Raw genomic sequence first — 23,413 nt, 5'->3', positions numbered from 1 at the left:
GCCGCTCGATGACCATCGCCATGCCCTGGCCGCCGCCCACGCACATGGTTTCCAGGCCGAACTGCTTGTCGTGGAACTGCAGGCTGTTGATCAGCGTGCCGGTGATCCGGGCGCCGGTCATGCCGAAGGGGTGGCCGACGGCGATGGCGCCACCGTTGACGTTGACCTTCTCCAGCGGCAGACCGAGGTCGCGGTAGGAAGGGATCACCTGGGCGGCGAACGCCTCGTTGATCTCGGCCAGGTCGATGTCGTCGATGGTCAGCCCGGCCCGCTTCAGCGCCTGCCTGCTGGCCTCCACCGGCCCGTATCCCATGATCTCGGGGGAGAGGCCACAGACGCCGGTCGAGACGATCCTGGCCAGGGGGGTCAGGCCCAGCTCGCGCGCCTTGGTGTCGGACATGATCACGAGCGCGGCGGCGCCGTCGTTGAGCGGGCAGCAGTTGCCCGCGGTGACCCGGCCGTCGGGGCGGAAGACCGGCTTCAGGCCCTGCACGCCCTCCAGGGTGACGCCCGCGCGCGGCCCGTCGTCCTTCGAGACGACCGTGCCGTCCGGGGTGGTGACCGGGGTGATCTCACGCTCCCAGAAGCCGTTCTTGATGGCTTCCTCGGCGAGGTTCTGCGAGCGCACGCCGAACTCGTCCATGTCCTGACGGGTGACGCCCTTGAGCCGGGCCAGGTTCTCCGCGGTCTGCCCCATCGCGATGTACGCGTCCGGGACCAGGCCGTCCTCGCGCGGGTCGTGCCAGTCGTCACCGCCCTGTTCGGCGCGGGCCGCGGTGCGGGCCTCGGCGTCGGCGAACAGCGGGTTGTGCGTGTCCGGCAGGCTGTCGGAGTTGCCCTTCACGAAGCGGGACACCATCTCGACACCGGCCGAGATGAAGACGTCGCCCTCGCCGGCCTTGATGGCGTGCAGGGCCATCCGGCTGGTCTGCAGGGAGGACGAGCAGTAGCGGGTGACCGTACAGCCGGGAAGGTGGTCCATGCCCATCTGCACGGCGATGATGCGGCCCAGGTTGTTGCCCTGCTCGCCACCGGGGAGGCCGCAGCCGAGCATCAGGTCGTCGATGTCCTTCGGGTCCAGCTCGGGCACCCTGGCCAGCGCGGTCCGGATGATCGTGGCGGTCAGGTCGTCCGCGCGCAGGTCCTTCAGCGACCCCTTGAAGGCCCGGCCGATGGGGGAACGGGCAGCAGAGACGATCACGGCTTCGGGCATCACGCGGCTCCATGAGGGCTGGAAGGCGGGTTCTGGCAGGTGCTGACTTGGAAGTTACCTGTACGTAGATGCTGGGTCACCGGGCTGCGCATGTGACGCCGACCTCTTTTCTAAGCGACCGCTCAGTCGATCAATTGGCCGGGAGGTTGTGCGCCTCCCCGCTCGTCTCCCCGCTCGCCTCCTTGCCCGTCCCGCCGCGCGACGGCCCGTCCGGCCGTCCGTGCGGCTGTCCGTACGGTTGCCCGTGTGTCTCCGTGGACGCCTCCGTGCGCGGACCCACGCGTGGGTCCGCGTGCGCTTCCTCGCGTGCGTCCGGCTCGGGTTCCTCCTGTGTCTCCGGGTTCGGATGGGGCTCCGTGGCCGCGGGCAGACGCCGCCGCCTGCGGTGCTTGAGGAGCGCCCAGGGCGCTCGGGCCCCCGTGACCTCCGTACCGGCCTCCCTGGCCGCCTGGGAGGCCGCCTTGGCCACCGGCAGCATGTCCTCGCGCCGGGCCCCGTCCAGCCGGTCGGACTCCGGCCACAGCCCCAGGACCGCGCAGAGCGTGGGCAGGACCGCCATCGCCGCCGTGGCGTACCCCTCCGCCGACGGGTGGTAGTTGTCCGGGCCGAACAGTTCCCGCGGATTCGCCTCGAACTCCGGCCCCAGCAGATCGCCCAGCGACACCGTGCGCCCACCCTGCTCGACCGAACCGATCGTCTGCGCCGCCGCCAGCTGTCGGCTCACCCGCCGGGCCAGCCAGCGCAGCGGCTGATAGACCGGCTCGATCGTGCCGAGATCCGGGCACGTGCCGACCACCACCTCCGCACCCGCGGTACGCAGCCTGCGTACCGCGGTGGTCAGACAGCGCACCGACTGGGTGGCGGGCATCCGGTGCGTCACATCGTTGGCCCCGATCATGATCACGCAGACGTCGGGCGTGCGGGACGGATCGCCGAGCAGCAGCGAGACCTGACGCTCCAGATCGTCCGACCGGGCGCCCGGCTGTGCCACATTGCGCAGATCCACCGGCCGTTCCGACACCGCCGCGAGCCCCGACGCCAGCAACGCCCCCGGCGTCTGCCCGGCCCGGCGCACCCCCTGTCCGGCCGCCGTCGAGTCGCCCAGCAACCCCAGTCGCAACGGTTCCGCGGGGCCGGCGAACGCCACCCCGTACCGCCCGTCCGCGCTCGGTGGCACCGGCGCGATGCCACCGCCCACCTGCCGTTTCGCCAGCTGGACCTCCGCCAGCAGTACGCCTACCGCCGCCGCGCCGAGCAGCCCGATGCTGCCGCCGCCGTAGGCCGCGCCCGCTGCGATCCGCCGTGCCACCCTTGCCCTTGACACAGTACGGTCCACCTCCTCGTTGCCGTACCGCCGTACATACAGCTAACTGCCCCGCGGTGGCCGTTGCTCAATCGCTTCGCCCGATCTCGCGCCCGTACGCATACCCTTGCCGGACCATCTCGGAGACCCCGGAGTACACGGTGCAATTCCACGATTCGATGATCAGTCTCGTAGGCAATACCCCGCTGGTGAGGCTGCGCAGTGTGACGGCCGGCATCCAGGCGACGGTCCTGGCCAAGGTCGAGTACTTCAACCCCGGCGGTTCGGTCAAGGACCGCATCGCTCTGCGCATGATCGAGGCCGCCGAGCAGAGCGGCGAACTGCAGCCCGGCGGCACGATCGTCGAGCCGACGAGTGGCAACACGGGCGTCGGCCTGGCGATCGTCGCCCAGCAGAAGGGGTACAAGTGCATCTTCGTCTGCCCGGACAAGGTGTCCACGGACAAGATCAATGTGCTGCGCGCCTACGGTGCCGAGGTCGTCGTCTGCCCGACGGCCGTTGACCCCGAGCACCCCGACTCGTACTACAACGTCTCCGACCGGCTCGTCCGTGAGACTCCCGGCGCCTGGAAGCCCGACCAGTACTCCAATCCCAACAACCCGCGTTCCCACTACGAGACCACCGGTCCCGAACTGTGGGAGCAGACGGACGGGAGGATCACCCACTTCGTGGCGGGCGTCGGCACCGGCGGCACCATCAGCGGCACCGGCCGCTATCTGAAGGAGATCAGCGGCGGCTCGGTCAAGGTCGTCGGCGCGGACCCGGAGGGCTCCGTCTACTCCGGTGGCTCCGGGCGGCCGTACCTCGTCGAGGGTGTCGGCGAGGACTTCTGGCCGAGCGCGTACGACCGGACGGTCACGGACGAGATCGTCGCCGTGTCCGACAAGGACTCCTTCCAGATGACCCGCCGCCTCGCCAAGGAGGAGGGGCTGCTGGTCGGCGGCTCCTGCGGCATGGCGGTCGTCGCCGCCCTGGAGGTCGCGAAGCGGCTGGGCCCGGACGACGTGGTCGTCGTGCTGCTGCCCGACAGCGGCCGCGGCTACCTGAGCAAGATCTTCAACGACGAGTGGATGGCCGACTACGGCTTCCTGGAGGACACCGGCCCGTCCGCGAGGGTCGGGGACGTGCTCGACCACAAGGACGGCCCGATCCCGACGCTGGTCCACATGCACCCCGAGGAGACCGTCGGCGAGGCGATCGACGTCCTGCGCGAGTACGGCGTCTCGCAGATGCCGATCGTGAAGCCGGGCGCGGGCCACCCGGACGTGATGGCCGCCGAGGTCATCGGCTCGGTCGTGGAACGCGAGCTGCTCAACGCGCTGTTCGCGCAGCGCGCCTCCCTCTCCGACCCGCTGGAGAAGCACATGTCGCCGCCGCTGCCCCAGGTCGGTTCCGGCGAACCGGTCGAGGACCTGATGGCGGTGCTCGGCGGCACGAACGCGGCGGACGCGGCGATCGTTCTGGTGGAGGGCAAGCCGAAGGGCGTGGTCAGCCGGCAGGACCTGCTGGCGTTCCTCGCCAAGGACGCGGCGACCGGGAAGCCGTAACGGCCGGGAAGTCGTAACGGCCGGGAAGTCGTGGTGGGCGGCGAGGCACAGCGGTCCGCGGGGCCGGGCTTCGCGAAAACGGTACGAGCGCGACACGTACGCGCAGCACCGGCTTAACACGGGTCCGGCACATTGATGGGTGTCGGCGGGGGAACCCGTCGGCACCCGATACGGCGACACGGACTACGGAGCGGCTCCCGGACCTCCACCGTCGCCCGGACGCGGTGACCGGCCCTGACCCGGACCGTGTCCCTTCGCGGGGACCGCCGTCGTCCCGCCCCCCGGGGAACCGGGGGTGCGGCGGTCCCCGCGACACATCCGTACGCCCGTGCGTGATACGCGGTGTTCGCCGGCCGTGGTGATGCTGCCGAACCCGGTGGACGCGGGCCGGACGGACGAGTGGCAGCGGATGCTCGACACCGATGTGGCGGGCGTGTTGGGCATCGTCCGGGCCTTCACGGCCGATCTGGTGGTGGCGGCGGCCGAGGGGCGCACCGCGGACCTCAGTCCTCCCAGTCGGACTCCGTGCGCCGGGGACGGTGCTGGAACCACGGCCAGTTCCGGGCCGCGTGCACGGCGTTGACAGCGACGACTCCGACCCAGGCGACGACCAGGCCCGACGTATGGGCGGCCGCGGCGCCGATCGCCGACAGCGGGATGGCCAGGATCAGCGAGATGATCGCGAAGCCGTAGCGCTCGCCGAAGTTCCCCATGGGCTGCGGCGGGCGCGCACCCCTGGCGACGCTCACCTGCTGCTCGGCGAGATGACGCCGTACGCGGCGGTCGAGCGTGGTGTCGAGGCGCTGCTCGACCTTCTCCAGGAAGGACTCGACGAGCGCGGACTCGTAATCCGAACCCAGCTCACTACGGGCGTGCAGGGTGGCATCGAGCTCGCTCTTGAGCTCAGGGTCACGGGTATCCATGTCCTTTACGGTACGAATCGGGGGCGCCGGGGGCAGTGGGGCTAACCCCCCTCTTTCCTGCCGCCTCCTTCGGCCCTCCCGCGTCTGTCCCTTCGCCCCTTGCCGCTCTCCTCGTCCGGCCGTCCGGGAGTGGTCCGAAGGCTGTCCGGAAAGTCGTCCGTGACATCCGGCGCAGCCGGAGCGTGTTCATGGCAAGAGCGTTTCTGGCGCGATGAACGGACGGGGACGATGCCGACGGGATCCGAGGATTTCGATGCTTTCTACACGGCGACGGCCAAACGCCTGGTGGCCACGGTCTATGCGGTGACCGGCGATCTGGCGGAGGCGGAGGACGCGGTGCAGGAGGCCTACGTGCGGGCGTGGCAGCGGTGGGACCGCCTGGCACGCGAGGGGGATCCGCTGCCCTGGGTGCGGACGGTGGCCGTGCGGCTGGCCATCAGTACCTGGCGAAGGACGCGCAACCGCGTACGGGCGCACTTCCGGCACGGGCCGCCCACGGAGGTCCCCGGTCTCTCGGTGGACCGGGTGGCACTGGTCGGGGCACTGGGCGAGCTGAGCGTCGAGCAGCGCCAGGCCGTGGTCCTGCACCATCTGCTGGATCTGCCGGTGGAAGAGGTGGCGCGTGAGGCGGGAGTGTCGAACGGCGCGGTACGGACCCGGCTCCACCGGGCCCGCAGGATCCTCGGCGACCGGCTCGCCGAAACCGTAGTCACTGCCGAGCGAGTGGAGGGCGTTCACCATGGCTGAGGTCGAGGAACTGCTGGACGGCGTCGTGGTGCGGTTGCCCGCCGCCGAGGAGATCCGGGCGAGGGGGAGGCGGCGTTCGCGCCGCAGGGCCACGACGGCGGTGGTGTGCACGGTGGCGCTGATGGCCGCCGGGGCCTGGGCCGTGCTGCCGACCGGAGCGGATCAGCGGCACAAGCACGAAACGGTCGCCACCGCGCCGGACAACCCGTTCCGCGAGGACGGTGTGATCCAGATGATGCGGGCGGACGAGGTGCCCCTCCACGGGACGTGGCAGTGGCAGGTGGACGAGCGGCCGACCACCGGCGCCGGTTCGCAGGGCGATCCCCTGCCGCACCTGGGTCTCGACGGAGCCTGCGGGAATACGCCCCCCTCGGTGGGTGCGGTCGACGAGGCCAGCTACGGCCGGCGGTACACGGGCAGGGACGGTGCCGCGGCCCAGCAGTGCATCGTCGAGTACGACGACGAGGCCACGGCCCGGGAGCAGCTGGGGAAGATGGGCGGCGTACTGGAATCGGGCGGTCTGCGGCCGGCACCGGGGAACTCGGGCAAGGCGGAGGACGGGAGCGGCTCCTGGGCCGGCACGGTGGAGAACGGTCGTACGCTGCGGGTGTTCACGCGGCGCTGGAACTCCTGGGTCTCGGTCACCGAGGTCCTGGACGGCGTACGCGGTTCCTGAGCGCGGTCGTCCGACCGGGGCCGCGGGGTGCTTGAGCGTGGTGGACCGATCGGGTCTGCGGGGTGCCCGGGCGCGGGGGTCCGATCAGGTCTGCGGGGTGCCCGGGCGCGGCGGTTCGATTGGGGCTGCGCGGTTTTTGAGCGCGGGGGAGGCCGGGCCTCGCCGCGGCTGCATATGGACATGCAGACGCCTTACTGGCTGAATGGATTTGTCGGCGCCGGACCGTGGTGCGACGGATCTACCGAGGGGACAGCATGAGCGGGAGCAGCCCGGCCGCGCGGTTGCAGCAGCTCTTCGAGGGGCACCGGCTCACACCCACCCAGCGGCGCATCGCGCACTCGATGGTGCGCAGGGCCGGGGACGTGCCGTTCCTGTCGAGCGTGGAGCTCGCCGAGCTCGCCGGGGTCAGCCAGCCGTCCGTCACCCGGTTCGCCGTGGCGCTCGGCTTCGACGGCTACCCGGCACTCCGCAGGCACCTGCGCGAGGTCACCCCCGCCGGGTCCGTGGCGGGAGGCGGGGACGACGCGTACAACGAGTACCAGCAGGCCGTCCTCGGCGAGATCGAGAACCTTCGGCATCTGGCCGAGCTGCTCGCCGACCCCGGTCCGGTCGAGCGTGCGGGCAGGCTGCTGGCGGCGTCGCGTCCGCTGCCGGTGCTCGGGCTGCGGGCCGCCTCCTCGCAGGCACGCGGGTTCGGGTACTTCGCGGCCAAGGTGCATCCCGACGTGCGGGTGCTGGACGAGGGCGGCAGCATGCTGCACGACCGGATCGACGCCGCCCGGCGGGCGGGCGCCTCGGCTCTCATCTGCTTCGCGCTGCCCCGGCACCCGAAGGAGGTCGTGGACGCGCTCGCGTACGCGCGGGAACAGGGGCTGACCGTCGTATCGGTCGCGGATTCCGCTTTCGCGCCCGTCGCCAAATGCAGCGACCTGCTGATCCCGGCCGCCGTCGGCACCGGGCTCGCCTTCGACACCGCGTGTGCGCCCATGCTGCTGGGACGGGTGCTGCTGGAGGCGATGTGCGACGACCTGCCCGACGCGCAGGCGCGGCTGGAGGAGTTCGACACCCGAGCGGCGGCGCGGGGGCTCTTCGTCGAGTGACGGGCACCGCTCTCAGACATCGCTCATCTACGGCTACTAATCTCCGGCCCCGGAAGGACCAGAAGGAGCTGCGGAGAGGGGTACGGACGTGGGGCGCGGAGCACAGTCGTTGGCGAGAGTGGCCGTGATCGTACGGGCCGGTTCCGCGCCGCTGTGGTGGCCGGGGCTGCTCGCCGCGGCGATCGGCGCACTGGTGCCGGGGCTCACCGGACGCCGGATCGGGCTGCTGGCCGGAGCGGCGCTGTTCCTGATCACCGCGGCCTTGGTGGCGCTCGTGCGCGACCGCCGGTACGCGGGACTGGCCGGGGGCGCCACCCGCGCCGGACGGTCCGACTTCCTCCAGGACCGGGCCGTGACCGTACGCAACTGGCGGCGCGGGCACCGGTGGTGGCTGCTCGGGGCCTTCCTGGCGGCGGTGGCGAGTGCCTTCCTGCTGCCCGGGGCCGGCGGCCTGGTGCTCGCGGGGGCGGGGGCCGGACTGTGGCTCAAGGCCGTCAGGATCGGGCAGCGCGAGCGCCGCGACGACGTCCTGTACTGGGTGCGGACCGACTGGGTGGAGCGCGGGCGGCCCGCGGGCAAGCAGGTGAAGGGGTATCGGACGACCGGTCCGATGGCGGGCGACGCCGCGCCCGGCGGGGCGCGGCGTCACCGTTGAGGCCGTGGGGTCAGACCTCCAGTTCGGCCTCGATCCGCTTCAGCTGATGGCGGGCCATCGCCAGGTTGGCACGTTGCGTGTCCAGCACCAGGTACAGGAAGAGACCGTTGCCGCCACGGGCCTTGAGCAGCCTGATCAGGTGGTACTGGGTGCCGAGCGTGATCAGGATGTCCTCGATCTCGTCCTTGAGTCCGAGGTGTTCCATGGTGCGGAGCTTGGAGCGTACGACATCGGTGTTGCCCGCCGCCGCGACCTCCAGGTTGAAGTCCTTGCCGCCGCCGAGGGTGCCCAGCGCCATTCCGCTGGTGTAGTCGACGAGGGCGACGGCGACGCTGCCCTCGATGGACGACATCGCTTCCTTGAGTGACGCTTCGGTGTTCGCCATGTGCAGTGGTTTCCTTTCCTGGCCGGCCGGGTCGACCGGATCCGTGGGTTGTCTCCGGGGCATGGGGTCTCAGGTGCGGTGGGGCAGCGGCCCGGGACGCAGGTCGTGCTGCTCGGGGGCGTGGACCGGGGGCACCGGGTGTTCGGTGCGCCGCAGCGCGGGGTCGATCAGTTCGCCGATCCGCGCGCCCGCCCGGCGGCCCTCCAGGTGGAGCCTGCCGACGTTGATCCGGTCCTCGGCCAGCAGGGTGAGGACGGCCGCGGAGCCCGCGGCGTAGGTCGCGATGTAGCCGGTCTCGCCGCGTACGAGAAGTTCCCGGAAGCCGCCCCGGCCGGTCGCCTCCGCCATCCGGATCGCGACCCCGAGCGCGGCGGCGGTCAGTGCGGCGACGCCCTCCGCCTCCACGCCCGGGGTGTCGTGGGCCAGGACGAGGCCGTCGACGCCGGCCGCCAGGGCGCCGGAGAGGAGAGGAACCCGGGCCCGTAACCGCTGGAGCTCGGCCAGGACGTCCCGCACTTCGGATTCGGGCACCATCAGCTGTCTCCTCCCGGCACGCTGTCTGAGCGCGCGTATCACAGGGCCTCCAATGCGTCTCGGAGCCGGCGCAGCAGGGCGATGTCGGGGTCGGCCGTGACGTCGGGAAGCGGGATCCGGCCGGAGCCGGTCGCGGCCGTCGGTTCCCGTACCGCCTCGACCAGTCCGGCCGCGGCCAGGCGCCGCAGACCGACCAGGACGTGGAACGCCGGCCTGCCCAGGTGCTGGGCGATGTCCGACGCGGTACGCGCCCCGTCCACGAGATCGAGCACGCGGCGACGGCCCGGCGGAACGGGTGCGTCGACGGAACGGTCCGTCCGTACCAGCGGTGCGCTGTCGGTCATCGCGTCGGGCCAGATCCGCTCCAGCAGCTCGCGGCGCCGGAAGGTCTCGCGCTGCACGGCGTCGACGGGGACGGGGCGGACGGTGCCGATCCAGTGCGAGACCCCGTGGCGGAAGCGTGCCGGGGTCCGGGTGGGCGCCAGCGCGAAGAACGCGGCGTCGTAGAGCGCGCCCAGATGACACAGTTCCAGCGCCCCGGCCGGCACCCTCCCGCTGTCCACCAGGTGGCGGCCGACCCGTTGTCCGGCGCCCGCCCTCGCGACCGCCTCCCACCAGCCGTCGCGATGCAGGGCGCCGCCCGCGGTGAGCAGGACGTCGATGCCGGGGGTCGCCGGGCTCTCGGCGTGCACCACCTGGCCCTCGGCGAGGTAGAGGGTGCCGCGGTCCCGGATCAGGGCGCCGGTGGCGCGCTCGGCGGCGAGGCGCCGCAGCATGGGGGAGAGGGACGTGCCCCCGGCGGGGATGGCCGTCCTCACGCCAGGACCAGCCGCTCGGCCATCTCGCCCAGCCGTATCCGGGCGAGAGCCAGATTTCCCTCCGCGCGATCGAGCCAGAGATGGACGAAGACGCTGCTGTCGAAGGCGGTCTCGACGAAACGGAGGATGTGGTACCCGGTGCGGGTGGTGACGATGACGTCCTCGACAGGGGGTGGCGATCCGCCGCCCGCCTCTTCCGGCACCGCGGTCGACGGCCCGGTCGCCTCCTGGGCGAAGGCGGGCTGCTCGGCCGCCATCCGCGCGACCTCGGCGGTCTCCGCGGCGGTGGCCTCGTGGTCGCCGTTGGGCGATTCGCCGATGGTGCCGAGGGCGAGGCCGCTCGTCCAGTCGACCACCGCGGCGCCGCGGGCACCGGGCAGCCTCATGACTTCGAGCAGGCACTCGTCGATTCCGGGCACGCGCACTCCTCTCCCGACGTGGCGTACGGCTGTGACCCAGAGGCTACGCAACGTGCCCGCGCCGGGCGGGAGTTCTGGCATTTTCCATAGGTACATGCGCAAGAGATCTCCGGATGCGTGCGCGGCGGATCTTCGCAGGGGGTGCGGGAGGTGCGCCGGAACGCCCCGGCACACGGCGGGCGGTGTCGTCGATCCGCGGTGTCGGCGCGAGGCTGTTGACTATGAGTATTCAGTTCATCAGGATGTGAATAGAAGATTTACAGACGCGAGGAGGCACCGCCATGTCAGGACCCCGCCCCGTACGGGCACCGCGCGGTACGGAACTGAGCACCCTGGGATGGCAGCAGGAGGCCGCTCTGCGCATGCTGCAGAACAACCTCGACCCCGAGGTCGCCGAGCACCCCGACAAGCTCGTCGTCTACGGCGGCACCGGCAAGGCGGCCCGCGACTGGCGCTCGTTCGACGCGATGGTGCGCACACTGCGGACGCTCAAGCAGGACGAGACGATGCTCGTCCAGTCCGGGCGTCCGGTCGGCGTCATGCAGACCCACGAGTGGGCGCCGCGGGTCCTGATCGCCAACTCCAACCTGGTGGGCGACTGGGCGAACTGGGAGGAGTTCCGCCGCCTGGAGGCGCTCGGACTCACCATGTACGGCCAGATGACCGCCGGATCATGGATCTACATCGGCACGCAGGGCATCCTGCAGGGCACGTACGAGACGTTCGCCGCCGTCGCCGCGAAGAAGTTCGACGGGACGCTGGCGGGCACGATCACCCTGACCGCCGGACTCGGCGGCATGGGCGGCGCCCAGCCGCTCGCCGTGACCATGAACGACGGTGTCGCGATCTGCATCGACTGCGACCCGCGCGCCATCGAGCGCCGGATCGAGCACCGCTATCTGGATGTGCGCGCCGACTCCCTGGAGCACGCGCTCCAACTGGCCACCGAGGCCCGGGACGCCCGCAAGCCGCTCTCCATCGGCCTGCTGGGCAACGCGGCGGAGCTGCTGCCGCGGATGCTCGCCGAGGGCGCACCGATCGACATCGTCACCGACCAGACCAGCGCGCACGACCCGCTCTCGTACCTCCCGCTCGGTGTCGACTTCGACGACATGGCCTCGTACGCCGCGGAGAAGCCCGCCGACTTCACGCAGCGCGCACGGGAGTCGATGGCCAAGCACGTCGAGGCGATGGTCGGCTTCATGGACGCCGGGGCCGAGGTCTTCGACTACGGCAACTCGATCCGTGGCGAGGCCCGGCTCGCGGGGTACGACCGGGCGTTCGACTTCCCCGGATTCGTGCCCGCCTACATCAGGCCGCTCTTCTGCGAGGGCAAGGGACCGTTCCGCTGGGCCGCCCTGTCCGGCGAGGCGTCGGACATCCACAAGACCGACAAGGCGATGCTCGAACTCTTTCCGGAGAACGAGTCGCTGCACCGCTGGATCAAGATGGCCGGTGAACGCGTCCACTTCCAGGGACTGCCCGCCCGGATCTGCTGGCTCGGTTACGGCGAGCGCGACCGGGCCGGTGAGCGGTTCAACGACATGGTGGCGAGCGGTGAACTGGCCGCGCCGCTGGCCATCGGACGCGACCACCTCGACTGCGGCTCCGTGGCCTCCCCGTACCGGGAGACCGAGGCCATGCTCGACGGGTCCGACGCGATCGCCGACTGGCCGCTGCTGAACGCCATGGTCAATGTGGCGTCGGGAGCCTCCTGGGTCTCCATCCACCACGGCGGCGGCGTCGGGATGGGGCGTTCCATCCACGCCGGGCAGGTGACCGTCGCCGACGGCACGAAGCTGGCGGGCGAGAAGATCCGCCGCGTGCTCACCAACGACCCGGGCATGGGCGTCATCCGGCACGTGGACGCCGGGTACGACATCGCGGAGTCGGTCGCCGCGGACAAGGGCGTGCGCGTACCGATGACGGAGGACGAACGATGAGCGAGCCGTCCGGGGGCGGAAGCCGCGGCGGCGTCCCCCCGTCCCGGGCCGGAGCCCAGCCGTCCGGGGCCGGGGCGTCGTTCCAGGCCATGTGGCGGGAGCTGGCGCCCATCGGCCGGCATCGGGACAGCGGCGGCTACCGCCGCTACGCCTGGACCGGGGCCGACGCCGACTGCCGCGCCTGGTTCCGCGCCCAGGCCGAGGCGCGCGGACTCACCCACGAGGTCGACCGGAACGGCAATCAGTGGGCCTGGCTCGGTGACCCCCTGGCCGGGGACGCCGTCGTCACCGGATCGCACCTCGACTCCGTACCGGACGGCGGCGCTTTCGACGGGCCGCTCGGTGTGGTCTCCTCCTTCGCCGCGCTCGACGAACTCCGCCGCAGGGGAGCGGAGTTCACCCGGCCGCTGGCCATCAGCAACTTCGGTGACGAGGAGGGGGCCCGCTTCGGGCTGGCCTGTGTGGGCTCCCGGCTCGCCGCGGGGCAACTGACCGTCGAGGCGGCCCACCGGCTGCGCGACGGCGACGGCATCACGCTGCCACAGGCCATGGAGGCGGCCGGATACGACGCCGACGCCATCGGTCCCGACCCCGAACGGCTCGCCCGCATCGGTGCGTTCGTCGAGCTCCACGTCGAGCAGGGGCGCGCCCTCGACCTCACCGGCGACCCGGTCGGGATCGCCTCCGCGATCTGGCCGCACGGGCGCTGGAGGTTCGACTTCCGGGGCGAGGCCAACCACGCGGGCACCACCCGGCTGACGGACCGCCGCGACCCGATGCTCACGTACGCCGAGACGGTGCTGGCTGCCCGCCGCGAGGCGGAGCTCGCCGGAGCCCTCGCCACCTTCGGCAAGGTCGCCGTCGAGCCGAACGGTGTCAACGCCATCCCCTCCCTCGTCCGTGGCTGGCTCGACTCCCGCGCCGCCGACCAGGACCGCCTCGACGCCGTGGTCGGCGGCATCGAGCGGGCCGCCCGGGAACACGCCGAGCGGGCCGGGATCGACCTCGATGTCGTACGGGAGTCCTTCACGCCCGTCGTGGAGTTCGAGCACGCCCTGCGCGACGAACTCGGCAAGATCCTCAGGGGCCGGGGCGATGCGGACCGGGCCGTACCCGTCCTCGGCACCGGAGCCGGACACGACGCGGGCATTTTGTCCGCTTCGGTCCCGACCGCCATGCTGTTCGTACGGAACCCCACCGGGATCTCGCACTCGCCGGCCGAGCACGCCGCCGAGGACGACTGCGTGGCCGGGGTGATCGCACTCGCCGATGTACTGGAAGGTCTCGCGTGCAGCTGACAACGGAGCCGACGGGCAGGCCCGTCACCGTGACGTACTGGTTGTCCCACGCCTGGCTCGGCACGCACGTCGAGCCGGACGTGGCCCTGGACGTGTCCGGCGGGATCGTCGCGGGCATCCGCACCGGCGTCCCCGCCCCGCCGCCGGGCGCCACCGTGCTGCGCGGACTCACTCTCCCCGGGCTCGCCAACACCCACTCGCACGCCTTCCACCGCGCCCTGCGCTCCACCGTCCAGGTCGGCTCCGGCACCTTCTGGACCTGGCGCGAGACCATGTACCGGATCGCCGCCCGGCTCACCCCCGACTCCTACTACGACCTCGCCCGTGCCGTGTACGCCGAGATGGCCCTGGCGGGTATCACCTCGGTCGGCGAATTCCACTATCTGCACCACGCGCCGGGCGGCACCCCGTACAACAACCCGAACGCCATGGGCGAGGCGCTGATCGCGGCCGCGGGTGAGGCCGGCATCCGGATCACGCTGCTGGACACGGCCTACCTCTCCGCCGGATTCGGCCGGCGCCCCACCCAGTACCAGCAGCCCGACCAGCACCAGCTGCGCTTCTCCGACACCACCGCGGACGCCTGGGCCGAACGCGCCTCCCTCCTCAAGGGCGGCGACCACGCCCTGATCGGCGCGGCCGTCCACTCCGTGCGCGCCGTCCCGGCCTCGCAGCTCGCCACCGTGGCCGCGTGGGCCGAGGAACGGCAGGCCCCGCTCCATGTCCACCTCTCCGAACAGACCGCGGAGAACGACGCCTGCCTCGCCGCCCACGGCTGCACCCCCACCCGGCTGCTCGCCGACCACGGGGTCCTCGGCCCGCGCACCACCGGCATCCACAACACCCACCTGACCGGCGAGGACATCACACTCCTCGGCTCCTCGGCGACGGGCACCTGCATGTGCCCCACCACGGAACGCGACCTCGCCGACGGGATCGGTCCCGCCGCGGCCCTCCAGCGCGCCGGCTCGCCGCTCTCCCTCGGCAGCGACAGCCACGCCGTGATCGACCTCTTCGAGGAGGCTCGGGCGATGGAGCTCGACGAACGCCTGCGCACCCGGGCGCGCGGTCACTGGACGGCGGCCGCCCTGCTGCGCGCCGCGACCGTCGACGGGCATGCCGCGCTCGGCCGGCCCGAGGCGGGCATCCTCGAACCGGGGGCCCCCGCCGATCTGACGACCGTCGCCCTGGACTCGGTCAGAACAGCGGGGCCGGTGCCGAGGCTGGCCGCCGAGACAGTCGTATTCGCCGCCTCCGCAGCCGATGTGCGGCACACGGTCGTGGCAGGCCGGCACATCGTCCGCGACGGGCGGCACACGCTGGTCGAGGACGTCCCCGCAGCGCTCGCCTCGGCCATCGCCGCACTCCACCACTGAACGGGCCGGCCCGGAGACCGGCGATTCCCAGGCCCCCCGGCCCGCGGATCGCCGACTCCGAAGCCCCCGATTCCGAGGCTCCCGATTCCGAGGCTCCCGGCCCGCCGGTCGCCGCCCCCGAGGCCCCGGCTCCAGGGGCCCCGACCCCGGGACCGCGATGAGGGGCGGCGCCCCGACCCGCTCCCCACAGGCCCCGCGACGGGCCGCCCCGCAAGCCGATACCCAAGGAGAGCAGTCTCCCCATGACGACGACCGCCATCACCCACATCGCCAGTCTGGTCACCAACGACCCCTCCCTCCGCGCGGATTCCCCCCTGGGTCTGATCCGGGACGCGGCCGTCGTCATCGAGGGCGACCGGGTCGTCTGGACCGGTGAGTCAAGCAAAGCACCCGCCACTGACAACGCCGTCGACGCGGGCGGCCGAGCGGCGATCCCCGGCTTCGTCGACTCCCACTCCCACCTCCTGTTCGCGGGCGACCGCACCGAGGAGTTCAACGCCCGGATGTCCGGCCGCGCCTACAGCGCGGGCGGCATCAGGACCACGGTCGCCGCCACCCGCGCCGCCACCGACGACGAACTCTCCGCCAACGTCGCCCGATACCTCGCCGAGGGCCTGCGTCAGGGCACCACCACCTTCGAGACCAAGTCCGGCTACGGCCTCACCGTCGAGGACGAGGCCCGCGCCCTGCGCATCGCCGCCCGGCACACCGAAGAGGTCACCTACCTCGGCGCCCACATCGTCTCCCCGGACTACGCCGACGACCCGGCCGGCTACGTCGACCTGGTCACCGGGCCGATGCTCGATGCCTGTGCCCCGTACGCCCGTTGGGTCGATGTCTTCTGCGAGAAGGGCGCCTTCGACGGCGACCAGGCCCGCGCCGTCCTCACCGCCGGCCGCGCCAAGGGCCTGCACCCCCGCGTCCACGCCAACCAGCTCGGCCACGGCCCCGGCGTCCAGCTCGCCGTCGAGCTCGACGCCGCGTCCGCCGATCACTGCACCCATCTCACCGACGCGGACATCGACGCCCTGGCCCACGGCAACACCGTGGCCACCCTGCTCCCCGGCGCCGAGTTCTCCACCCGCGCCACCTGGCCGGACGCCCGCCGCATCCTCGACGCGGGCGCCACCGTCGCACTCTCCACCGACTGCAACCCGGGCTCGTCGTTCACGTCCTCCATGCCCTTCTGCATCGCTCTCGCCGTACGCGACATGGGCATGACCCCGGACGAGGCCCTCTGGTCCGCCACCGCGGGCGGCGCCGCGGCCCTGCGGCGTACGGACATCGGACGCATCGCCCCCGGCGCCCGTGCGGATCTGGTCCTGCTCGACGCACCCAGCCATGTCCACCTCGCCTACCGGCCGGGCGTCCCCCTGGTCCACGCGGTCTGGCAGCGCGGCGAACGCGTCGTCTGAGTCCTTGCCGCCGCGGCCGGGAGCCCGTCGAGGACCGGCGCCGCCGCGGCCGGGGGGGCCGTGCGGCCGGGAGCCCGTGGATCCGGCACCCGTGACACCGCGTCACACATGCGGAAGGACCCGCCCGTTGCCGGTGCAGGTCCTTCCGCAAGGGGGCTCGCGGTATGCCGCGCGCGGGTGTCCCGCGGGCACGCGAGCTGCCCGTCACTCCTCCAGCGTCAGCCCCTTGCGGAGCTTGACCAGTGTGCGGGACAGCAGCCGCGACACATGCATCTGGGAGATGCCCAGCTCCTCACCGATCTCCGACTGCGTCATGTTGGCGACGAACCGGAGCGAGAGGATCGTGCGGTCACGGCCCGGCAGCGAGGCGATCAGCGGCTTCAGGGACTCGACGTACTCGATGCCTTCGAGCCCGTGGTCCTCGTAGCCGATGCGGTCCGCCAGCGTGCCTTCGTGGTCGTCCTCCTCGGGCTTGGCGTCCAGCGAGCTCGCGGTGTACGCGTTGCTCGCGGCCATACCCTCGACGACCTCGTCGTGGGTGATGCCGAGCCGGTCGGCGAGCTCGCCCACGGTGGGCGAACGATCCAGCTGCTGGGCGAGTTCGTCGCCCGCCTTGGCCAGGTCGAGCCGCAGCTCCTGCAGCCGGCGCGGGACGCGCACGGACCAACTGGTGTCGCGGAAGAAGCGCTTGATCTCGCCGACGATGGTCGGCATCGCGAACGTCGGGAACTCCACGCCCCGACTGAGCTCGAAGCGGTCGATCGCCTTGATCAGGCCGATGGTGCCGACCTGGACGATGTCCTCCATCGGTTCGCTGCGGGAGCGGAACCGGGAGGCGGCGAACTTGACCAGGGCCAGGTTCAGTTCGACGAGCGTGTTGCGGACGTACGAGTACTCGTGGGTGCCCTCTTCGAGGGATTCGAGCCGTTCGAAGAGCGTCTTCGACAGGGCCCTGGCGTCCAGCGGCCCCACCTCGTCGTAGGGAGGGATCTCGGGAAGTCCTTCGAGACCGTCCGTGACGCCGTGGTCGTCGGTGTCGGCGGCGGTGTCCGCGCCGATGGTGCTGATGTCGCTGTTGCGCGTGCCGCCTGAGGCGTTCGCGGTAGGGGAGTCCGAGGGGGTCGGTCCCTGAGGACATGCTGACGTCGCGTCGTGCGTGCGCGGTGCGTCGAGCCGGGGTGACATGGTCTCCTCCATCGTTCTCGGCATATGGCTGCCGATGCCCATACGTGTTCCTGCGGTGAAGCGGCGCCTCCGAAGCCGACCGTGTTTTGGGTGTCCTCCTACCCTTACCCGGTTCGGACGGGCACTTACAAGCTCCAATTGGGGCTATATGTCCGGTTTGTTGAGGTCTTCGGGTACCGCGTGGCGTACGGAACGCGTACTGTTTCAGTGACGTCAGCGACAGCTACAACGAATCTGCATACGTAAAGACGCAGGTAGTGACGAACGGCGAAGAGGGACGGGCATGGACCGCGGGACGGTCGGCAGTGCGCATCGGGGTCGGCTTCAGGTCGAGGCCCGCACCGAGGGGCGCAGCGAGGTCGTGACACCGGTGGGTGAGCTGGATCACCACACGGCGGATCTGCTGCGGGAGCCCCTGGAGAGCGCGGTCGAACAAGGGCGAGTACGCCTGGTGGTCGACTGCTCGCGACTCGAATTCTGTGATTCCACCGGGCTCAATGTGCTGCTCGGTGCCCGCCTCAAGGCGGAGGCGGCCGGGGGAGGGGTCCATTTGGCCGGAATGCTGCCAGTGGTGGCGCGGGTCTTCGAGATCACGGGGGCCGAGGCGGTCTTCACCGTTCACGACTCCCTCGAAGAGGCCCTGGACGCCTGATCGTGGCGCGTTCCGCGGCCCGGGTGCCTCCTGTGTTGCCCGTGTCACGCGATCCACGTGGATGAAGTGGGTGTTGTCACGATTCGGCCGGGCAGAAGACATCCGGCGGGGCTCTGGGTGACCGCGCACTCTGTATCTGTACTTGTATCTGTTCGATGGCGACATGGTGAATCGGTGAGGTGAAGCGCTGATGAGCACCACCCGGCAGCATCCGCCGGGCGACCTCGGCCGTGAGCCGGAGGGCGCCGGAGCGGGCGCACGCGAGGACGCGGACGCCGGCGCGGCACCCCCCGAGCCGGCCGAGCGGCAATGGCGCACGTTGTCGCTGCGGGGGATCGCCGGCATCGTGCCGACGGCCCGTGACTTCGCCCGCCAGGCGCTCCACGACTGGGGCTGGCTCCCCGCGTCGAGCGCCGACGGACGCGCCGCCGCCGAGGACGTCCTGCTGGTCGTCTCCGAACTGGTCACCAACGCCTGTCTGCACGCGGACGGCCCCGAGGAACTGCGGATCGCCTGCACGGCGAAGGTGCTGCGGGTGGAGGTCGTCGACTCGGGCGCGGGCCAGCCCGCGCCGCGCACCCCGCACCGGGCCGGGCGGCCCGGCGGGCACGGCATGTTCATCGTGCAGCGGCTCTGCCTGGACTGGGGCGTCCTGCGGGTGGCGGACCGGGCCGGCAAGACCGTCTGGGCGGAGCTGGCCGCCCCGGCCTAGGAGCGTTGTCCGGAGGGGTCCCGGATTCCCGCCGGGCCCCGGGGGTGTGCGCCCCGCATTCGCACCTTTGAAGAGCGCGCCGGATCGGCGCGCTCTTTGTCTTCCCTCCACAAGGCCCCAGGCGTACCTTGAGCGCCCGATCTGATGTGTCGTCAGTAACTTGCGTCGGTGAGAGACGGGCGCACGGCGACTTCCGGCATGAGGGGAAACTCAAGGTGTCCTACCAGAAGCGAACAGCTCTCGCGCTGGCGTCCGCGCTGGCGGGCACGGTGGTGCTGATGGCCGCGCCCGCCGCCCACGCCACGGTCGTGGACGTCGACTACCAGTGCAAGACCCCGATCGGCGACAAGAGCGCCGTGTCTCCCATCGACATCAAGAGTGTCAGGAGCGGCGGTGGCTACAAGCTCACGATGTCCTTCCAGAAGGGCGTGTCGTCCAGCCCCGTCGAGCTGGGCAAGGGTGCGATGAACCCCAGCGCGGTCATCAAGGTCGGAGGCGCCGACCCGGGCCAGGTCCAGGTCTCCGGGGCGTCGAACTCCGCGGCCATACCCGCCAACACCCCCATCAAGATCAGTGACCTGTCGGGTACGTACACGCCGAAGAAGAGCGGCAAGGTCGACTTCACCGCCGGTGTGCTCACCATCAAGGCGCTCGGTACGACGACGACCTGTACGCCCTCCAACAACCCGGGACCGTCGCTCCAGCTCGATGTGACGGCCGCGGGCAACGCGCAGAGCACCCCGGTGGACGGCGGTGGGCAGCTGCCGAAGACCGGCCCGCTCGACTCGGCCGTGGCGCTCGGCACGCTCGGGGGCACGGTGCTGCTGACCGGCGCGGCCGGAGTGCTCTGGCTGACCAGGCGCGGGCAGCGGGCCGTGGGCCGATAGGACAGCGGGGCACTTCTTCGGGTCGGGACGGATCCGAACAGGCCCCGGTCGCCCACGAGCCAGCCGCCGTCACGTATAAGGGAGCCGCCCATGCCGTCGCCGCCCGGTCACGCCGCCCGACTCGCCCTCACCGTCATGCTGTTCGTCCTCGCCACGACACCGGTGGCGGGTGCCGCGGACCGGACGCCGACGTCCGGGGAGGCCGCGTGGACGGCCCGGCCCGCGGTGAGCGGTTCCGGGACGGACGACGGCAGACCGTACTTCTATCTGGAGGGCCCGCCCGGCACCGTGCTCCAGGACCGGCTCTCCGTCACCAACCCCGGTACGGCCCCGGTCACCGTGCGGCTGAGCGGTGCCGACGCGTACAACGCCGAGGACGGCGGTTTCTCGGTACGCCGCGGTTCGGGCTCCACCGGAACCGGTGCCTGGCTGCGGACCGCCGTCGCCGAGGTGACCGTGCCGGCCCGCACCCGCGCCGATGTGCCGTTCTCGGTCACGGTGCCGACGGGCGCGACGCCGGGCGACCACCCCGGCGCGATCGTCGTACGCGGCGGCGGCCGTTCGGTGGGTGTACGGGTCCGACTGCGGGTGGGCGGGCCGACGCTGGCCGCGCTCACCGTCGAGGACATCAGCGTGTCCGGGCGGACGATCCACTACACGCTGGTCAACCGCGGCAACACGGTCCTGGCCCCGCGGATCACGGTCGGCGCCGAAGGGATGTTCGGGACGCTGCTGCGGCGCGAGGCCCGCACGCTGCCGGTGGAACTGCTGCCCGGACAGCGCGTCAGGCTCGCCGAACCGTGGCGGGACGCCCCGGCCCTGGACTCCGCGACCGTCCGACTGCGCGTCACGGCGGCGGGCGGTGCGCACGGCGAGGCGACGGCCCGTGCGGTCTTCGTCCCCTGGCTGCCGGTGACCGGCGGCGCGCTGCTGATCCTGACCGCGGTCGCGGCGGGAGCGTACGCGTACCGGCTCCGGCGCTCGCGCGGGCGGCCGTCCGACGGAGCCGACGACGGCCGCCCCGGACCGTCCTCGGGCGAACGACAGCACTCGGAGAGCAGGCACTTGGCGAAGGCGGGAGCGGAATCGTGACTGGACAGGCCGGACCGGCACCACTGCACGGCGGCGTCCGCCGACGGGCCGCCGTGCTGCTCGGCGTACTGCTGCCCGCCCTGCTGATGCTCTTTGCGACCGGCGCCGACGCGACGGGTACGAGGGCCGCGGACCGGAAGCCCTCGGTCACCCTCTCCAAGCAGCAGGCGGGCAAGGGCGGCGACATCACCGTCAAGGGCAGCGGCTGGCGTCCGAACACGCTGCTGATGATGCTGATCTGCGGGCGGTCCACCCCCGACCGCGGCGTGATCGGCGGCACCAACTCCTGCGCCAACGCCGAGGGCCGAGCCGTCACCACCGGTACCGCGGGCGCCTTCCGCAAGAAGATGCCGGTCGCCGAGCCGCCCGTGCCCTGCCCCTGCGTGGTCCATGTCGCGACCGTCACCGGAGAACAGGCCGCCGCCGACGCCGTGTTCGTCGTCGCGGGCCACCCGGTCGCCGCGCTGCCCGAGGAGACCGGGGGCGGCAGGCTGGCGGTGCTGGCCACCACCCGGCTGCAGGGCGACAGCTCCATCCTCACCTGGTTCGGCGCCCCGCCCTCCCGGCAACTGGTCTTCACCGTCGGCAATCTGGGTTCCGCCCCCGTCAAGGATCCGGTCTTCCGGATCGGCACCGCGCACGGCGTCTTCGCCCCGCAGTGGGAGGAGCGGCAGTGGCGCGGCACCATCGAGTCCGGCCGCAAGGCACAGATCAAGCTGCCGGTCGAACTGTCGGCGGGCGCCCACGGCGACTACCAGATCTCGCTGAAGTACGGCAGCAAGGTCCTGGCCGAGCAGCCGTGGGGGGTCGGCCGCCCCTGGGGCGTCACGCTGTTCTGGATCCTGCTGTGCGTCGTCGTACCGGCCGCCGTGTTCCGCATCGGTATGGCGATCGTCGACAAGGTACGCCCCCGCTCCGCGCGCACCCCGGCCCGTTCCGGACGCCGTCGCCGCCCGCGACCCACCGGGGCGACCGCAGGGCTCCCGAAGCTGCGCCGCCCACCGCGGCCCGCCGGGAGCCCCGCTGCCGCGCCCACGACCACGACGGCCGCGCTGCCGTGGTTCACACCGGATTCCGCACCGTCAGAGAACAGACCGACGACGAAGGGACATTCGTGAGTACGCAACGCAGGACGGTCGCGGCGGGAGTCGCGATGATGCTCGGCGGCGCGGGCCTGCTGCTGGCCGCGAGCCCGGCCCAGGCCGCCGACATCTCGTACGGGACGGAGTGCATACCCCCGCCCATCTCCGGGCTGCCGGCCGTGCAGGGCACCACCGTGGTGCAGTTGACCGCGCCCGCCGAGGCCAAGGTCGGGGACACCGTCGAGGTGGTGTGGAAGACGGTCGAGGCCGCTTCCAAGAACCCCGACGTGCTCGATCTGGACAAGGACACGGTCAAGCCGACCGGCACGATCAAGGTGGGCGGGGCGGCCACCGGCACCCTTCAGATGGAGGGGCCGCGGCAGAACCCGCCGATCCCGAAGAACAGCGCCATGGTGCTGCCCGACATGAAGGGCACACTGAAGCTGGAGAAGGCCGGTGAGATCACGCTCACACCGGATGCGTACAACATCAACGTCTCCAAGCCGATCTCCACCGACACCAAGTGCTCCCCGAAGGAGACCGTGCAGCCGGGCGCGACCATCAAGGTCACGGACGGCGGCGGATCCACGACGGCGGGCGGCACGTCCTCCGGCTCCACCTCCGGTTCCACGACGGCGGGTGGTACGACCTCGGGCTCCACCGCGGCGGGCGGCACGACGAGCGGTTCCACCTCCGGCTCCACGGCGGGCGGCACGTCGTCCGGCTCCACGACCGCCGGCGGCGCCACCGCGGGCTCCGGCGGCGGCCGGACCGACTTCCCCGGCAAGGAGGTCTCGGTCCACTTCACCTGTACGTCCCCCGGACCGGCCGACATCGCCTCCAAGGTGACGATCAACGCCAAGAAGAGCGGCGGGAGCTACGCGCTCACGGTCAAGACGGCCAAGGGCGTGATGGACAGCCCGGCCGCGTTGCCCGCCGGTGCGCTCAAGCCGTCCATGGACATCGTCATCGGCGGCGCCGACAAGGGCTCGGTGAAGGTCACCGGACCGGCCAACGCCGCACCGCTGGAGCAGGGCAAGCCGGTCGACCTGTCCGACATGACCGGCACCTACAAGCCGGGCGGGTCCGGGAAGTCCACGCTCAGCCCCGGCACCCTGACGATCGATGTCACCCTGGGCGCCTCGAAGATCAACATCCCTTGCAAGGTCAAGGGATCGGTGACCCCGTCACTGGAACTCGACACCACCGCCCAGCAGGGCGGCGCCTCAGGTTCCACCACGACGGGTTCCACCGGCTCCGCGGCCGGCGGCACGGCCTCCGGCGGCGGACTGGCCGCCACCGGGGCCGAGGACAACGGCACCCTGCGTGCGCTCGGCCTGGTCGCGGGGACGGCGATCCTGCTGGGCGGCGCCGTGTTCACCTTCACCCCGTGGCGCAGGCTGCGCGGCACCAGGTGAGCCCGCTCACGT

The 23,413-nt window shown here is 71.8% G+C and carries 23 protein-coding genes and 1 pseudogene; 16 read left to right on the top strand and 8 right to left on the bottom strand.

Annotated elements, in window-relative coordinates; all coding sequences use genetic code 11:
- Positions 1-1,213: acetyl-CoA C-acetyltransferase (locus tag ACIOHC_RS10005; RefSeq protein WP_401842248.1), on the bottom strand; the 1,213-nt coding region annotated here is incomplete at its 3' end.
- A gap of 130 nt (positions 1,214-1,343) precedes the next feature.
- Positions 1,344-2,522 carry an SGNH/GDSL hydrolase family protein gene (locus tag ACIOHC_RS10000; protein ID WP_351076784.1) on the bottom strand — a complete coding sequence of 393 codons (1,179 nt, stop codon included), beginning with the start codon at positions 2,520-2,522 and terminating at the stop codon, positions 1,344-1,346.
- A 155-nt stretch (positions 2,523-2,677) separates the two neighbouring features.
- Between ACIOHC_RS10000 and ACIOHC_RS09995 the strand changes: the two genes are divergently transcribed.
- Positions 2,678-4,084, top strand: a complete 1,407-nt coding sequence (locus ACIOHC_RS09995; protein WP_351076740.1) for a cystathionine beta-synthase — start codon at positions 2,678-2,680, stop codon at positions 4,082-4,084.
- Positions 4,085-4,436: 352 nt separating this feature from the next.
- A pseudogene (locus tag ACIOHC_RS09990) lies at positions 4,437-4,589 on the top strand (short-chain dehydrogenase); the annotation flags it as partial.
- Here the strand turns inward: ACIOHC_RS09990 and ACIOHC_RS09985 are convergent.
- Positions 4,588-5,007 carry a hypothetical protein gene (locus tag ACIOHC_RS09985; RefSeq protein ID WP_351076742.1) on the bottom strand — a complete coding sequence of 140 codons (420 nt, stop codon included), beginning with the start codon at positions 5,005-5,007 and terminating at the stop codon, positions 4,588-4,590. The pseudogene ACIOHC_RS09990 and the gene ACIOHC_RS09985 sit on opposite strands and share 2 nt — an antisense overlap.
- 228 nt (positions 5,008-5,235) lie before the next feature.
- Between ACIOHC_RS09985 and ACIOHC_RS09980 the strand changes: the two genes are divergently transcribed.
- From ACIOHC_RS09980 to ACIOHC_RS09965, 4 genes are all read left to right on the top strand, one after another.
- On the top strand, positions 5,236-5,754 hold the full coding sequence (locus ACIOHC_RS09980) for a SigE family RNA polymerase sigma factor (RefSeq protein WP_351076744.1): 519 nt from the start codon (positions 5,236-5,238) through the stop codon (positions 5,752-5,754).
- Complete coding sequence (locus ACIOHC_RS09975) at positions 5,747-6,430, top strand: hypothetical protein (protein ID WP_365692660.1); 684 nt, start codon at positions 5,747-5,749, stop codon at positions 6,428-6,430. Before ACIOHC_RS09980 ends, ACIOHC_RS09975 begins: the two co-directional genes overlap by 8 nt.
- Before the next feature lie 254 nt (positions 6,431-6,684).
- The gene (locus ACIOHC_RS09970; RefSeq protein WP_351076748.1) at positions 6,685-7,530 is read left to right on the top strand and encodes a MurR/RpiR family transcriptional regulator; all 846 of its coding nucleotides are present in this window, start codon (positions 6,685-6,687) and stop codon (positions 7,528-7,530) included.
- Positions 7,531-7,618: 88 nt separating this feature from the next.
- On the top strand, positions 7,619-8,185 hold the full coding sequence (locus ACIOHC_RS09965) for a hypothetical protein (protein WP_351076751.1): 567 nt from the start codon (positions 7,619-7,621) through the stop codon (positions 8,183-8,185).
- Positions 8,186-8,195: 10 nt separating this feature from the next.
- Here the strand turns inward: ACIOHC_RS09965 and ACIOHC_RS09960 are convergent, their stop codons facing one another.
- From ACIOHC_RS09960 to ACIOHC_RS09945, 4 genes are all read right to left on the bottom strand, one after another.
- Positions 8,196-8,570: a hypothetical protein gene (locus ACIOHC_RS09960; protein WP_351076753.1), complete on the bottom strand. Its 375-nt coding sequence runs from the start codon at positions 8,568-8,570 to the stop codon at positions 8,196-8,198.
- Between the two features lie 69 nt (positions 8,571-8,639).
- Entirely contained in the window at positions 8,640-9,104 is a 465-nt protein-coding gene (locus ACIOHC_RS09955) for a roadblock/LC7 domain-containing protein (protein ID WP_401842242.1), read from the bottom strand.
- A gap of 38 nt (positions 9,105-9,142) precedes the next feature.
- On the bottom strand, positions 9,143-9,880 hold the full coding sequence (locus ACIOHC_RS09950; RefSeq protein ID WP_365692690.1) for a winged helix-turn-helix domain-containing protein: 738 nt from the start codon (positions 9,878-9,880) through the stop codon (positions 9,143-9,145).
- 38 nt (positions 9,881-9,918) lie between these two features.
- Positions 9,919-10,341, bottom strand: coding sequence for a hypothetical protein (locus ACIOHC_RS09945; protein WP_365692657.1), 423 nt, complete (start codon positions 10,339-10,341; stop codon positions 9,919-9,921).
- A gap of 281 nt (positions 10,342-10,622) precedes the next feature.
- Here ACIOHC_RS09945 and hutU point away from each other — a divergent pair, with 281 nt between their 5' ends.
- The 4 genes from hutU to hutI all read left to right on the top strand — a co-directional run bounded on the left by hutU (position 10,623) and on the right by hutI (position 16,373).
- Positions 10,623-12,284, top strand: coding sequence for a urocanate hydratase (gene hutU, locus ACIOHC_RS09940; protein ID WP_365692655.1), 1,662 nt, complete (start codon positions 10,623-10,625; stop codon positions 12,282-12,284).
- Positions 12,281-13,582, top strand: coding sequence for an allantoate amidohydrolase (locus ACIOHC_RS09935; protein WP_401842239.1), 1,302 nt, complete (start codon positions 12,281-12,283; stop codon positions 13,580-13,582). Before hutU ends, ACIOHC_RS09935 begins: the two co-directional genes overlap by 4 nt.
- The gene (locus tag ACIOHC_RS09930; RefSeq protein WP_401842236.1) at positions 13,573-14,958 is read left to right on the top strand and encodes a formimidoylglutamate deiminase; all 1,386 of its coding nucleotides are present in this window, start codon (positions 13,573-13,575) and stop codon (positions 14,956-14,958) included. The genes ACIOHC_RS09935 and ACIOHC_RS09930 overlap by 10 nt, the downstream gene beginning before the upstream one ends.
- A gap of 242 nt (positions 14,959-15,200) precedes the next feature.
- Positions 15,201-16,373, top strand: a complete 1,173-nt coding sequence (gene hutI / locus ACIOHC_RS09925) for an imidazolonepropionase (RefSeq protein ID WP_351076764.1) — start codon at positions 15,201-15,203, stop codon at positions 16,371-16,373.
- Between the two features lie 204 nt (positions 16,374-16,577).
- Here the strand turns inward: hutI and ACIOHC_RS09920 are convergent, their stop codons facing one another.
- Entirely contained in the window at positions 16,578-17,558 is a 981-nt protein-coding gene (locus ACIOHC_RS09920; protein ID WP_351081057.1) for an RNA polymerase sigma factor SigF, read from the bottom strand.
- Positions 17,559-17,841: 283 nt separating this feature from the next.
- Here ACIOHC_RS09920 and ACIOHC_RS09915 point away from each other — a divergent pair, with 283 nt between their 5' ends.
- The 6 genes from ACIOHC_RS09915 (at position 17,842) to ACIOHC_RS09890 (ending at position 23,401) form a co-directional block, all read left to right on the top strand.
- A complete protein-coding gene (locus ACIOHC_RS09915) occupies positions 17,842-18,210 on the top strand; it encodes an STAS domain-containing protein (protein WP_351080963.1) in 369 nt (122 codons plus the stop codon).
- 190 nt (positions 18,211-18,400) lie between these two features.
- Positions 18,401-18,922 (top strand): ATP-binding protein, encoded by a 522-nt coding sequence (locus ACIOHC_RS09910; RefSeq protein WP_351080965.1) that lies wholly within the window; start codon positions 18,401-18,403, stop codon positions 18,920-18,922.
- A 215-nt stretch (positions 18,923-19,137) separates the two neighbouring features.
- A complete protein-coding gene (locus ACIOHC_RS09905) occupies positions 19,138-19,809 on the top strand; it encodes a peptidase (protein WP_351080967.1) in 672 nt (223 codons plus the stop codon).
- A gap of 90 nt (positions 19,810-19,899) precedes the next feature.
- A complete protein-coding gene (locus ACIOHC_RS09900; protein WP_351080969.1) occupies positions 19,900-20,901 on the top strand; it encodes a hypothetical protein in 1,002 nt (333 codons plus the stop codon).
- Positions 20,898-22,019 (top strand): hypothetical protein, encoded by a 1,122-nt coding sequence (locus ACIOHC_RS09895; protein WP_389636635.1) that lies wholly within the window; start codon positions 20,898-20,900, stop codon positions 22,017-22,019. The genes ACIOHC_RS09900 and ACIOHC_RS09895 overlap by 4 nt, the downstream gene beginning before the upstream one ends.
- 38 nt (positions 22,020-22,057) lie before the next feature.
- Entirely contained in the window at positions 22,058-23,401 is a 1,344-nt protein-coding gene (locus tag ACIOHC_RS09890; RefSeq protein WP_365692685.1) for a hypothetical protein, read from the top strand.
- Positions 23,402-23,413 lie beyond the last annotated feature (12 nt).

It is taken from the genome of Streptomyces sp. NPDC088252, assembly GCF_044740965.1.
GTDB lineage: Bacteria > Actinomycetota > Actinomycetes > Streptomycetales > Streptomycetaceae > Streptomyces.
Note: the sequence above shows the minus strand (reverse complement) of the source record. Positions and strands in the feature narration are given on the sequence as shown.

Excerpts from the sequence above, each read along its gene's own strand:
- ACIOHC_RS09985 (WP_351076742.1), bottom strand. The coding sequence starts at position 5,007 with ATGGATACCCGTGACCCTGAGCTCAAGAGCGAGCTCGATGCCACCCTG.
- ACIOHC_RS09980 (WP_351076744.1), top strand. The coding sequence starts at position 5,236 with ATGCCGACGGGATCCGAGGATTTCGATGCTTTCTACACGGCGACGGCC.
- ACIOHC_RS09975 (WP_365692660.1), top strand. The coding sequence starts at position 5,747 with ATGGCTGAGGTCGAGGAACTGCTGGACGGCGTCGTGGTGCGGTTGCCC.
- ACIOHC_RS09970 (WP_351076748.1), top strand. The coding sequence starts at position 6,685 with ATGAGCGGGAGCAGCCCGGCCGCGCGGTTGCAGCAGCTCTTCGAGGGG.
- ACIOHC_RS09960 (WP_351076753.1), bottom strand. The coding sequence starts at position 8,570 with ATGGCGAACACCGAAGCGTCACTCAAGGAAGCGATGTCGTCCATCGAG.
- ACIOHC_RS09955 (WP_401842242.1), bottom strand. The coding sequence starts at position 9,104 with ATGGTGCCCGAATCCGAAGTGCGGGACGTCCTGGCCGAGCTCCAGCGG.
- ACIOHC_RS09950 (WP_365692690.1), bottom strand. The coding sequence starts at position 9,880 with ATGCTGCGGCGCCTCGCCGCCGAGCGCGCCACCGGCGCCCTGATCCGG.
- hutU (WP_365692655.1), top strand. The coding sequence starts at position 10,623 with ATGTCAGGACCCCGCCCCGTACGGGCACCGCGCGGTACGGAACTGAGC.
- ACIOHC_RS09935 (WP_401842239.1), top strand. The coding sequence starts at position 12,281 with ATGAGCGAGCCGTCCGGGGGCGGAAGCCGCGGCGGCGTCCCCCCGTCC.
- hutI (WP_351076764.1), top strand. The coding sequence starts at position 15,201 with ATGACGACGACCGCCATCACCCACATCGCCAGTCTGGTCACCAACGAC.
- ACIOHC_RS09920 (WP_351081057.1), bottom strand. The coding sequence starts at position 17,558 with ATGTCACCCCGGCTCGACGCACCGCGCACGCACGACGCGACGTCAGCA.
- ACIOHC_RS09915 (WP_351080963.1), top strand. The coding sequence starts at position 17,842 with ATGGACCGCGGGACGGTCGGCAGTGCGCATCGGGGTCGGCTTCAGGTC.
- ACIOHC_RS09910 (WP_351080965.1), top strand. The coding sequence starts at position 18,401 with ATGAGCACCACCCGGCAGCATCCGCCGGGCGACCTCGGCCGTGAGCCG.
- ACIOHC_RS09900 (WP_351080969.1), top strand. The coding sequence starts at position 19,900 with ATGCCGTCGCCGCCCGGTCACGCCGCCCGACTCGCCCTCACCGTCATG.
- ACIOHC_RS09890 (WP_365692685.1), top strand. The coding sequence starts at position 22,058 with ATGCTCGGCGGCGCGGGCCTGCTGCTGGCCGCGAGCCCGGCCCAGGCC.